Below are 13,100 nucleotides of genomic sequence, written 5' to 3'. Positions count from 1 at the left end.
ATTTAGTAAAAATTCCTCCTGAAGCACCTGATTGGATTTAGGATTTTAGGGGATAGAACGGATTAGGTTTTAGTGATGGTTTCCTCCAAATTATAAAGGGCTACAATGACTTGCATTAAAGCCGCTGTCCTGATGGCTTCTTTCTCGGAAGTTGGGGATTCTCCAACCAACAATGTACTTGTAGCAGTGACTGGTTCCATTTTAAACCTTTCCAACTCCTCCGCATAAAATTCTTCCAACACCTTTTCTTCGTCATCCTTAGGAAGACGCCCAAGAATCCGAATGAAAGCTTCATCTATTGCTGCTTTCTCATCCCCATATTCAACCACTAATTTCTCCGCAAGTACCCTGGACGCCTCAAGCACCAAAGGGTCATTGAGCATGGCCAAAGCCTGTAAAGGCGTATTGGTTCTGTTTCTGTTTACCTGACAAATGTCTCGGTTGCTTCCATCAAAAAGCAATAAAGAAGGAGGAGGCAAAGTGAGTTTTATAAAAGTATAAATCCCTCTTCTATAGAGTTTGTCTCCCTTATCCTGTCGATAAATATTGAGCTCACCCCTCCCCGAACTGGAGGCTTCCCACAAACCTTCAGGCTGATAGGGTTTCACACTTGGACCTCCTATTTCAGAAATTAGCAAACCACTACTAGACAGTACCATGTCCCTAATCAACTCAGCATGCAACCTTAACCGTGGGTAACGGGAAAGGTAGGTATTGTCTGGATCAAGCGCTAAACCAGCTTTGGTAACAGCAGAAGATTGCTGATAGGTAGCAGAGCTTACAATCATTTTTATAAGGTTCTTGATGTCCCAACCGCTTTCCCTAAACTCAACCGCCAGCCAATCTAAAAGCTTTGGATGGGTAGGTAATTTTCCTTGCATGCCAAAGTCCCCAGATGAAGGCACCAAACCTGTTCCAAATATTTCCTGCCATATTAGATTGACAAAAACCCTTGAAGTTAAGGGGTGGTCATCAGCAAATGCCCATTCCACCAGGCCTAACCTATTCTTTTGTAGTTCACTAGAAAAAGGCTTGATAATAGCTGGTGTATTGGCGGTAAGCGGTTCCCCTTTTGGCGCATCATACAAGCCTCTATCCAAAATAAAAGTAGGACGAATAGAGTCTTGGAAATCCTGCATGATGGAAACGGCCACCTTACTGGTGTCTGAGTGGTTAACGAAGTCTAAAATCCCTTCTGTATCATCTGTATCAATCCACATAAGTGGTGTCTTGGCCCGCACAGCAGATCCTGCGCCCCCTTCAAAACCTTTTTCAGGAGTATTGTTGAAAAATGCATACAGGTTGTAATAATCTTTTTGAGAAATCGGGTCGTATTTGTGGTCATGACATTGGGCACATTCCATGGTCATCCCAAGGATCACCTTGCTAAAGGTATTGGTTTTGTCCAAAACATATTCCATCCTGTACTCTTCATGAATGACTCCCTCCTCTTCAGTAACCTTGTGGTTTCTGTTGAAAGCTGTAGCCAGGATTTGTTCCCTATTAGGATCAGGAAGTAAGTCACCAGCAAACTGCCAGGTTAAAAACTTATCATACGGGAAATTCTGATTAAAAGCATGAATGACCCAATCACGGTAAGGCCATTGGGTTCGAATATTGTCGTTCTGGTAGCCAAAAGAATCTGCATACCTGGAAATATCCAACCATAACAGGGCTAGTTTTTCACCGTAGGCTGGTTTGTCAAGATAAAGATCAATCATTTCCTCCCAGGACTTTTCACCTGAGCCAAATAGCATTACTTCTTCAGAGGTTGGCGGAAGACCGGTAAGGTCCAAACTCAAACGCTTTAGAAGATACCCCTCCTCAGCTTTTTGACTAGGAGACAAACCTTTGTCCTCCATTTTAGCAAAAACAAAACCATCAATCGGGTTATGGCTCCATTCATCGCTGTCTGGTATTGGAATGGTTTTCTTTGTCGGAGGCTCAAAAGCCCAATGTTTTTCGTAAACCCCTCCTTGGTCAACCCATTTCTTAATCAGATTCCTTTCATAATCGGTAATTGTCAAATTGGATTCCGGGGGAGGCATTTTCTCGGAGGCATCCTCTGAAAAAATCCTTTTTATCACTTGAGACTTATTGGGATTTCCCGGGACAATGGCATGTTGATCAGGGTTTTCCTTCAACGCAGCATAAGCACCAGCTTCAGTATCCAGTCTTAGTCCGGCTTCTCTTTTATTGGCGTCGGGGCCATGGCAGGCAAAGCAATTGTCAGATAAAATGGGCCTGATATGGAAATTATAACTTACCTGATCAGGAATTGAGGCTTCCCTTATGACATTCTCGTTGGAACAACTGTTCAAAGCCATTCCGACTATGAACAGCACCATAAATATTGACGAAAAAACAGCTGTATTTTTCAATCCTACCGGGTTTACATTAATTACATTTCTAATTTAATGGTTATCAAGCAGATTGCCAACATATCTACTGCAGCTATAAATAAAAACCTTTGAATATGGGTTTTTATTCACTTACAGCGGGTTCAATCTAAAAAAAACCATTACCTCTCCCTTCCAACAATGTTAGAATAAAGTCGATAATGGTTTTCTATTATAATCAGTTCAAAAAGATGGTGAATGCCTTATTGAAATTAAACCCCATCCAATTCTTCAAACCTCCACCTTTCATTGGGTGAAGTTGTGTGTTCTCTTGCTACAATTTCATTTACCTTCTTTAATACCTCTGGGTTTTCCTCGGCCACATCATGCATTTCCAAAGGATCACTTTTCAAGTCAAACAATAACCAGGAAGACCCACCCTTTTGAACATCCAGTTTTAACGCTTTCCAGTCTCCCATTCTAACTGCAATCTGCCCGCCGTAGGAAGGAAATTCCCAGTAAAGAAACTCAGGATGAGCTTGTCCATGCCCTAATAGTGTAGGATAAAAGCTGGTTCCATCTGTGGCAGTTTCTAATGATTTCCCGGCTACTTCAGCCAAAGTGGGCATTACATCATAAAAAACAGATGCATGGTCACTTACTGAACCCTGTTTGATCTTGCCTGGCCAGGAGGCTATCATGGGTACCCGAATACCGCCTTCGTAAAGAAAGCCTTTGCCATACCCCATTTCTTCTCTAAATTTTCCTCCACTATTGAACCAAGGGGAATCTGTACCTCCATTGAAAGTAGGGCCATTGTCGGAAGTGAAAATGATCAAAGTGTTTTCGTATAGGCCTTTCCTTTTTAATTGCGCAACAAGCTCACCAACTTGTTCGTCCATATAACTGACCATGGCAGCATAAGTCGCTCTTGGATTACGGGAAGGAAAATAAGAGCGTTCCCCCAAATAGGGCTCTTCATCTCCAAATTTCTCCACATAATGATCTATCCATTTTTCAGGGGCCTGAAGTGGCACATGAGGAATAGGTGTTGCCCAATACAAGAAAAAAGGCTTTTCGCTGCTTTGCTCGTCCACAAAATTGGTAATCCTATCGAACATTACCTCAGGCGCATAATCGGTAAGAAAATAGTCACTGTAACTTTCTAATTCATAAGGATCAGCTCCTTCGGCGAGTTTTTTATTAGGAGCAATGGTATCATTATTAAAGTAAACCCTGTGGTCATTTTCCCAAAGGTGAACAGGATACAGGGTGTGGGCTTGCCTTTGACAGTTATAACCAAAGAAATAATCAAAGCCTTGTTGGTTGGGAACACCTTCTGTATGTGGGGCGCCTAATCCCCATTTTCCAACCACTGCTGTAGTGTAACCAGCTCCCTGCAGCATGGATCCAATCGTAACCGTACCAGTGGCAATAGGCCTTTGCCCTTCCAAGGTAGAGTCTGCTAACATGGCATAATAATCCCAAACATCACCTCTACTAGCCCACTCATCATTGCCCCTTACCTGAGAATGCCCTGAATGCTGTCCCGTGAGCAATACCGCCCTTGCTGGTGCACAAACTGGCGCTCCTGAATAATGCTGGGTGAACATCATCCCAGATGCTGCCAAAGCATCAATATGTGGTGTTTCAATTTTTTCCTGCCCATAACAACCTAAATCTCCATAGCCTAAATCGTCAGCTAGAATATAAATAATATTGGGCGGAACCACTTCCTGTTTTTCTTGTTGGCAGGCAGCCACTAAGAACATTAGTACAGGTATTGAAAATAATAAACTCTTTTTCATTTTACATTGATAAGCTTGAGGTAATCTATATTTATAGGCTTGAACAGGGTATTACCCATTCAAAACTAACTGTTTTACGCTTTTGTTGATTCTAGATCTACCTTAAGCAAGGCCAATTGATCAGAAGAAGTTGTCAAATGGTTATAAACCATGTAATTGCCTGTTTTGTCATCTGTAATTTTTACGAGGTAGCTACCCTCCTGGAAAACTTCAGGTCGGAAAATCTTTTCATTAACTCTGAGAGAATACACCAATTCTCCTGATTGCTCATTAATCACAGCGACTATAGGTTTATTACAATTGCTCAAATCCAAAGGAGGAAGGGTACCTGTAGCGTTTCTTGCATAATTTTCCTTTTGGGAAACCGTTATAGGCCAACCTTCATACTGTCCATTTGGATTGGCTTTTGGATCCACATATCTTGGCCAACATTCCATGGTCATTTTCTTTCCTTTTTTATCAAAGGTCACTATTCCATAACCCGTTGCCCGGTCATGAACCAATGCTGGTTTAACCCCCGTTTTACGGGGATTAGCCACCGCATGAACGGTCACCTTATTGCCAAATCCATCATTAAAATCTCCCGTATATTTTGGCTTACCGGGTAGAGGTTTATGGTCTGAAGGTAAGGTAGGCCACCAACGTCTTGGGAATAGATTGTTCAATGCCGGACCAGCAAAAGCATAGCCAGCATCCTTAAATTCATCCACACCGTATTGCACGACTGTTGCCAAATGTTGGTCGCCGGCAATGTGCAATGCAAAGGCTTTTCTTATTATTCTAAGCGCTTCATCTCTTCCTTTTTGTGGCCATCCATTGGAGTCCATATCGGAAGTAGGTGCATCACCAGATACATATTCACCCAATTCAGGAATGGGTAATTTGGGGACGATACTATCGATAATACTTCCTTCAGGAAGGGTGGCAACCGTACAAAAATTTGTCTGCGACAAAACTGCTTTCATTTCTGCCCCCTTGCTCCAGTCTGTTGACCATTGATTTAAGAATTTCAGCTGCCGCTCTCCAAGCAGGTTTGCCTCAATGTCATAATATTCTTTGATATCAAACTCCCGGTTTTGAATAAAGCCATTGGTAACCTTAGCTTCTTCAGGCAATACATTTTTTGGTGCAGATTTAAACTTTCTGTCTTCAAGTATGGCAAAACTTATTCCTCCATACACCCAATCTGTATAATAAACGCCAATCCCCTGCTTTACAGGTCTTGGATCATAGGCATCCGGAAGGTGGCCTGTCTGTGTCAATTGCACCATATTTACCCATTCAGCTGGCATTTTATAGCCACCCTGATCCTGGGCCACATAGGTCCATCCTTCATCCGTTGGGGCAACTTTCCCTGCTTCTCCCCACACATTCCCATGATAGACATCATGGTCATCCGGGATAAAGGCTGAAGGAATGTGTCTGAAAATTTCGCCATATGACCAGCCAAACATGTACCATTTGCGAAGGTAGTCAAGACTTGATTTCTCCAATGGAGAAGTTTGAATTCCAAAACCACCCGTACTTTCATAAAATTGATCACCTAAAAACACAGCTAGATCAGGAGCATGTTTCAAGGAATTTAAACTTACCTCATTGTCAGGGAACCCGTAATCTGCATTGCAACTAAAGACCGCCAGTTTTACCTGGTCTTTGTCTTTTGGCTCCTCAGCGATTGTGCCGTCGTAGTGAAAACTTTTGACCCCATTTCTTAATGGTAAATCCACTTTTACCCTGTAAGGGACTGCTCTTTCTTCGGACCAATTCTCAATGCGAAAATGAGCTACCCTGCCCAAAGCATCTATTTTGGCTTCTTGTAAAGTAGTCCATTCATTGCCTTTCTTTACCTGAAGACTGATTGTATTTTTTTCTATCTTCTCTATAGGGGCCAATTGTGCACCTAGTTTCAAAACGCCGTCATGCAAGGTATAATGTGCAAAACAGATGGGGCCAAAGGATTGGTTTTCTGCTGCTAATACCTTCTCCCCTGTTACAGCCCAATCCGAAAAAGCTACGGAGGCTTCGAAAAGTGCCTCTTCAGGAAAATGGGAAACCAATGCAATATTCCCACCAAGGTTTCCGCTGTAATTTTCAATCTTTAAAACTCCTAGCAGTTCCTTACTTGTAGGGACAAAAGCTTCTATTGTTAAAGCACCTTTCTCTCCTTTCACCACTAGATTAATTTCTTTGTCCAAGGGCAATTTCTCCGTCCCCACCTGCTCACCAATGAATAAATAACCCTCACCATTGATACCAGCATCCAGCCCTTTACCAAAAACTGCCGCAGAGCGGTAATCTTCAAATTTCCCTCTGGCTCCTAACCTTATCCCTACATACGACGCTGAATCACCAATTTTATCTTCCTTTAGCCAGCTTACCTTTACTTCACTTTTAAAAGAATCAGCTGCCGGGCTAAATTGATGGGTAAGGCTATGGAGGGTTCTGTTTTTAGCACTTAGGTTACAAACGGCTTTGCCATTTTTCAATTCCCAATCCTGAAGTCGGTTCCCCCAGTATTCAGGACCTACCCAAGCCATGTCAGGCCAATTTTGCCAATTGCTTTTAAGCGGACTTCCCTTTTTAAAGGATATTATAGGCCTTGTTCCAGCCCAATTTTCAGTAAGAACGAAAGATGAACCTACTGTTCCTAAGGCGATTGATTTGATGGCTTTTCTTCTTTTCATATAAATTAGTCAGCTAATTGGGGATTAATTGAAGTTTCAGATTCAGGCGTATGTCATTAACTCTTTTTACCGAATTGGAATTAATAGATTACAATATAAACCATGAATAATCGAAGTCATAGGATTTTAGGCAAATTTGAAAAACAGTAAGCCAAATCCGCTCTTTCCTTACTAACAAACCCCTCTTTATTTATTACAAAACAATAAACCTTTAAAGGCTAATTCAATCTTTCTATTTATTTTATTAAATGGTCAATTCCCTTATTTGGCGCATATAAACAGATCTGCGCTATTTATTAGCTAGCTGTGACAGGAGAGTAATTACCATTCATAACTGATATACCCCCCTTATTATTAATATACCAATATAAAATTGATATAATTTTAAATATTCGCAAAATTTAAATAATCTTTAGGTAACGTGAACATTAAAATTATTCCCTATATAATAATTGATTTACAAAATAATTTCACTTTAAATTCAACTATTTTAATTGAATGAATAGGTTTATGTTATTACAATTAATTACATAAATATATTATAACCAATAAATTACATTTCTAAATCATCTTAATATTCCACTACATTCTTTATTCATGAAAAAACAATATTATTTAAATAATTATGTCTTGTCAAAGGCATTATTTTTGATTCCTCCTTTTAAATATCGGGGTATAAATCCCCCAATTTGTCTATTGTTCTTGTTCCTAATAACCACCCTTATTTCATTCCAGGGACATGGTTTTCAGGCCTCTCAAATTGTATCAGGAGTAGTGAAAGATGCTTCCACCAATGAAACACTACCTGGTGTAAATATCCTTATCAAAGGAACATCTCAGGGAACCGTAAGTGATATTGACGGTCAGTTTAGCTTGACTATTCCTAACTCAGATGCCCAATTGATCTTTTCGTTTATAGGTTACCTTACCCAAGAGGTTCCACTTGAGAATCGAAGTGAGATTAACATTGGCTTAGTTGCCAATGCTGCTGATTTGGATGAAGTAGTCGTAATAGGATACGGTACGGCCAAGAAAAGTGACCTGACAGGATCTGTTTCCCGCATAGATGCTGAAACCTTTAAAAACCAACCCATGAGCCAGATATCTGATATGCTCACAGGAACAATAGCTGGTTTAAGTGCCAACCAAAGGCCCTCAGCAGCTGGTGGAAGTAGTTTTGAAGTTCGTGGTCCTACCTCTCTAAGTGCTGGCACTTCTCCGATGATCGTATTGGATGGAGTAATTTATAACGGAAGTATTGCTGAAATAAGCCCTACTGACGTAGAGTCTATCGATGTATTAAAAGATGCTAGTTCCTCAGCCGTTTATGGGGCCAGAGCTGCCAATGGCGTAATTCTGATCACTACCAAAAAAGGTATAAGCGGTAAACCCACCATTAATTTCTCTGCACAGGTAGGAGTGTCAAGCCCTACCAAAGACCGTAAGCCACTTAATTCAGATCAATACTTACAGTTCAGAGCAGATTATTTCAGAGAAGGGGCAATAAATAACCCATCAATTCCTGAAAACTTTTATACTGACCCTAACAATTTGCCGGATAATGTTAGTGTAAATGATTGGTTGAACTACAATAGCAACGCTAACGCTGATCCGTACACTGAATTCCTTCAGCGCTTAAACATGTACCCTACTGAGCAAAAAAATGCACTAGCAGGGCATACTGTGGATTATTATGACATGGCCATATCTCAAGGTGTAAAGCAAATTTATGACCTTAGTATCCGTGGTGGTACCGAGGACATCAAATACTACTGGTCAGTAGGATATACCGACAGTGATGGGATCATTACTGGAGACAGTCATACCAATATTAGGTCCAGACTAAATGTTGACTTTAAAATCAACGAATACCTTTCATTTGGAGCCAACTCGCAATACAGTGAAAGAGATGAAAGTTCAGTGCCAGCAAATCTAGGTTTAATGTACATCGCTAGCCCTTTTGGAGAACCCTTTAATGAAGACGGCTCGATCAATCTTAGGCCACATGATGATCCATCTGCTTATAACCCGATGATGAATTATTATGGACAAAGTAGGAACAAAAAAGTCAATTCTTTCTTTACAAGTATCTATGGAAATGTTAAGCTCCCGTTCGGCATTAATTATAAGATATCTTTCCAACCTAGGTATTCCTTTACGTCAGATCAAAATTTCTGGGGTGAAGAAACCATTACAGGTTCTCAAACCTATCCGGGTGGTCGGGCTACCAGGTATTCCAGTAAAACAACTGAATGGTTACTTGACAACCTTCTTACATGGAACAAAACCATTGGACAGCATGATATCAATGCCACCTTTTTATACAATTCAGAGAGCTATAGAAGCTGGACAGAGGAACAGTCCAACCAAAATTTTTCTCCAAATTCGAATTTAGGGTACCATGGTTTACAATTTGGTAACAACCCCTCCTTGTACAACAACGATCTCAGACAAACAGGTGATGCTTTAATGGGTAGAATAAATTATACCTTTAAAGACAAATACCTCCTGACAGCCTCTGTTCGTAGAGATGGGTATTCTGCTTTTGGACAAGCATATCCTAGAGCTACTTTTCCTGCAGCTGCTTTTGCCTGGAAGATTTCTGACGAAGGGTTTTATGATGAAAACTGGTTAGTTAATCGATTGAAATTCCGACTTTCTTATGGTTTGAATGGGAACCGTGATATTGGTGCTTATTCAGCACTTGCTCAGCTAAGTTCAGTATTGGATTATGATGGATCCAACGTAGTCGTTGGTGTTCAAAATTCAACTTTGGCCAATCCAAACCTGACCTGGGAAAAGACCCAATCTCTAAATTTCGGATTGGACTTTGGATTATTTGAAAACAGGGTGGATATCAGTGCTGATTATTATATAGGTACCACTGTGGATTTACTAATGAACAGACAACTTCCTCAAATAACTGGATTCAATAGTATTACTGCAAACTTAGGTGAATTAGAAAATAAAGGACTTGAGTTATCTATGAGAACGGTTAATATTACTAAATCAGATTTTCTTTGGACCAGCGATTTTGTATTTTCCTTTAATAGAAACAAAATAAAGTCTCTTTTTGGAGACCTTGGTGACTACACCTTGTTGGGAGAAAGCCGGTCTGGTGAATTGCCCGATTTTTCCAATGGATGGTTTCCAGGACAGGCTGTAGATGTAGTTTGGAATTACAATGTCTTGGGTGTTTGGCAGATGGAAGAAGCTGATGCTGCTAGTGAATATAACTTATCACCCGGAGATTTTAAAGGTGAAGATGTAAACAGTGATGGCGTCTATTCAGATTTGGTAGACAAGCAATTTATTGGCTACACAAGTCCCCGTTATAATCTAGGATTTAGAAATGAGTTTAGTTACAAGGCTTTTACGGCATCTATATTTATAAGAGCTAGCCTTGGGCACATACTCCCTTTTAACCAAGCACTACAGGGAACCCTTTCTCATGACAGAAGGAATTACGATGGAGGTCCTATGCCCTATTGGACACCAGAGAACAGAAACAATGAGTATGCCAGGTTAAGGCCAATACATTCAGCATATGGCGGAGGCTTGTCCATTTACAAACCTGCCTCTTACGTAAGGATTCAAGATTTATCCCTATCCTACAATTTACCTGCTCCAATGATGGAAAGGTTGCAGTTTAACTCCTTAAGGGTATTTGCTGCTGTTAGAAATCTGTACAGCTTTGACAAGTGGCCAGGTTGGGATCCTGAATCTAACATGACACCGATGCCAAGGACTATTTCTCTTGGTTTAAATGTATCATTATAACCTCTACTATCAATGCGACTAGCTATGGAAAATATTGCCTACAATAAAAGCATCGGATTTATATTCATGATATCCTTTTTTTCGATGTTGTTTTCATGTGACGAAAAATGGCTGGAGCCTGAACCGCTCTCCTTTTTCGCTCCAGAAAATGTATATGTGAATGAGGAAGGTTTTGAATCCCTTTTGGTCACAATGCGGAGAAGTTTGAAAAGCGAATACTACGGCTTTTTTAACTATTCTACAGCAGAATTTGCACCAAGTGATTTGGGAATTGCTGGCTATGTGCCAGATTTTAGTATCAACACACCTACATCATCAGACCGTGTTCCCTATGGGATAATGTTCAATCAAGTCTATGGCTTTCTCAAAAATGCCAACGTATTAATTTCCAGAATAGATGAAGTAAGCTGGGAGGACGAATCTGTAAGGAACAGATTGTTAGCAGAGGCCTATTGGCACAGGGCGTATTGGTACTACAGGCTCGTACATTCTTATGGAGATGTGCCTTTTATAGGTGTTGAACTCACTGGTGCCAAGCTGGATTTTAACACCCATTCTAGATGGGCCATTTTAGAAAAAATTCAGGAAGACATGGAATGGGCAGTGGCCCACATGCCCCAAACGGCGGCTCCGAGGGTCCCTACCAAAGGGGCGGGGAATTACCTATTGACTAAAATTTATTTGGCAAATTCTGAATTTGACAAAGCAATAGCTTCAGCAACAGATGTAATCAATGGACCCTATGCGTTGATGGAAGATCGTTTTGGAAGCATGGCAGATGATTCCTTCAGAAATGTAATCTGGGATCTCCATAGACATGAAAACATTAACCTTTCTCAAAATACTGAAACAATCCTAGGATTGGTAGATCGATGGGAAGCTCCGGATGGTGCTCGTATTAATCAGAGTCTGGCAGGTAATTTCATGCCACACTACTGGGATGTACCTGATGAATCAGGTACCAGAGGTATTGTTTACCCTTCTGACTTAATGGACACACTAATGAGAGGTCAGGGAATAATTACTGCTTCCAATTTTTATCAATTTAATTTATGGGAAGACAATAATTATACCTGGGATAATACTCCCGACTTAAGAAGAGCGGACATCAACTGGGTAGAAATGTCTGAAATACGTTACAATCGTCCCGGCTCACCTAATCTTAACGAACCAATACGTCAATTATGGCCAAATACTAGTGATACCACAATACGATGGTTTTCTTGGCCTCAATATTTAACTTACAATGCTTCCAATCAAGAAGAAAGTACTTGGGGAGGTGGCAATGGGGATGCATATGTCTATCGTCTTGCAGGTATTCACCTGCTAAGAGCTGAAGCCTACTATTGGAAAAATCAGTTCACAGATGCTGCAAATGATTTAAACATAGTAAGAGCCAGAGCTATGGCTCCACTTATCACTGCTGCCGATGTGAACATAGATTTTATATTTGATGAGCGTGCCAGAGAATTGTATACAGAAGAAACCAGACACTCTGAAATGGTTAGGGTTTCCAATATTATGGCTTCCAATAACCTAAATGGGTATTCTTTGGACAATTTAAGCACTAAAAGCTGGTGGTATGACCGAGTGATGGCTTACAATGACATCTATCAAACCCCGGAAGGCACCTGGTGGAGAGGCCAATCCCCAAAAATACAATCTTACAATATCTATTGGGCGATACCACAAAGTGTCATTACGGCAAATACACAAGGTAAAATCAACCAGAATAAAGGCTATCAAGGTGCTGAAGCAAATGTTCCACCTTTACAAACTATTGTAGAATAACGAAGTAAATAATTTCAGGAATTATAGCGGGTATTGAAATCAAAATGATTTCAATACCCGCTTTTTTAGTTCAAAAATAAGGTAATTGTCATCACTTATTTCTCTTGACTCCTAATTTATGTGTCTACCTGGGTAAATTTTGAAACCGAATTGCGAAAATTTGATCCATATCAAATCCATGTTTTTGCCCAAACTCCAGAAAGGGTCTACTTTGCATTAACCCTTAAAAGTTTCTAAAAATAAATACTGCGACAAGGAATTAGGTTTCAAACCTAAAAAATTGACCAATAAATAAATTTTCAATTTGTATTGTAAAGTGCAAAAAATAATCTATTTCAATCTCAATGTCTCCAGTAATGGTGATTTGATTGTACCTGGCCGAATCCTATTTGATTTTTTCCTCAGAAAAGTAAAGCCTTCTCAAAAACATTTTGGAAAAGAGTAAAAAAACTATACCTAAAGGGAATTATTAATTAACTGGAATTGATAATTTTTTACCTATTTTTTTTTGAAAAATAAAGCGATACAATGGGGACAATCAGCCCTATTTTCCCAAAAAAAGGAAAATCCAGCATTTAGGGCTATATTTAGTAAGCTTCATTCAACTATGTATCAATAGATTGAAAGCAAAACAACCACTCAAAATACAACCATCATGAAAACGCCTTTCATAATTCAGTTCTTACTATTTATAGGAT

Annotated in this window: 5 protein-coding genes; 2 read left to right on the top strand and 3 right to left on the bottom strand. The window is 40.1% G+C overall.

Annotation, left to right across the window (positions count from 1 at the left end):
* Positions 1-62: 62 nt before the first annotated feature.
* From ADICYQ_RS13965 to ADICYQ_RS13955, 3 genes are all read right to left on the bottom strand, one after another.
* Entirely contained in the window at positions 63-2,348 is a 2,286-nt protein-coding gene (locus ADICYQ_RS13965) for a PSD1 and planctomycete cytochrome C domain-containing protein (protein ID WP_040416330.1), read from the bottom strand.
* Positions 2,349-2,611: 263 nt separating this feature from the next.
* Complete coding sequence (locus ADICYQ_RS13960) at positions 2,612-4,147, bottom strand: arylsulfatase (RefSeq protein WP_040416328.1); 1,536 nt, start codon at positions 4,145-4,147, stop codon at positions 2,612-2,614.
* 74 nt (positions 4,148-4,221) lie between these two features.
* The gene (locus ADICYQ_RS13955; RefSeq protein WP_020891540.1) at positions 4,222-6,831 is read right to left on the bottom strand and encodes an alkaline phosphatase D family protein; all 2,610 of its coding nucleotides are present in this window, start codon (positions 6,829-6,831) and stop codon (positions 4,222-4,224) included.
* Between the two features lie 630 nt (positions 6,832-7,461).
* On the opposite strand from ADICYQ_RS13955, the gene ADICYQ_RS13950 reads away from it, so the two are divergent.
* Both ADICYQ_RS13950 and ADICYQ_RS13945 read left to right on the top strand, forming a co-directional pair.
* Positions 7,462-10,611: a SusC/RagA family TonB-linked outer membrane protein gene (locus ADICYQ_RS13950; protein WP_020891539.1), complete on the top strand. Its 3,150-nt coding sequence runs from the start codon at positions 7,462-7,464 to the stop codon at positions 10,609-10,611.
* Between the two features lie 12 nt (positions 10,612-10,623).
* Positions 10,624-12,402, top strand: coding sequence for a RagB/SusD family nutrient uptake outer membrane protein (locus tag ADICYQ_RS13945; RefSeq protein ID WP_020891538.1), 1,779 nt, complete (start codon positions 10,624-10,626; stop codon positions 12,400-12,402).
* Positions 12,403-13,100 lie beyond the last annotated feature (698 nt).

The organism is Cyclobacterium qasimii M12-11B (genome assembly GCF_000427295.1).
GTDB lineage: Bacteria > Bacteroidota > Bacteroidia > Cytophagales > Cyclobacteriaceae > Cyclobacterium > Cyclobacterium qasimii.
Note: the sequence above shows the minus strand (reverse complement) of the source record. Positions and strands in the feature narration are given on the sequence as shown.

Bases quoted from the DNA above. Each gene is read 5' to 3' on its own strand.
- ADICYQ_RS13965 (WP_040416330.1), bottom strand. From the start codon at position 2,348: ATGGTGCTGTTCATAGTCGGAATGGCTTTGAACAGTTGTTCCAACGAG.
- ADICYQ_RS13955 (WP_020891540.1), bottom strand. From the start codon at position 6,831: ATGAAAAGAAGAAAAGCCATCAAATCAATCGCCTTAGGAACAGTAGGT.
- ADICYQ_RS13945 (WP_020891538.1), top strand. From the start codon at position 10,624: ATGCGACTAGCTATGGAAAATATTGCCTACAATAAAAGCATCGGATTT.
- ADICYQ_RS13960 (WP_040416328.1), bottom strand. From the start codon at position 4,147: ATGAAAAAGAGTTTATTATTTTCAATACCTGTACTAATGTTCTTAGTG.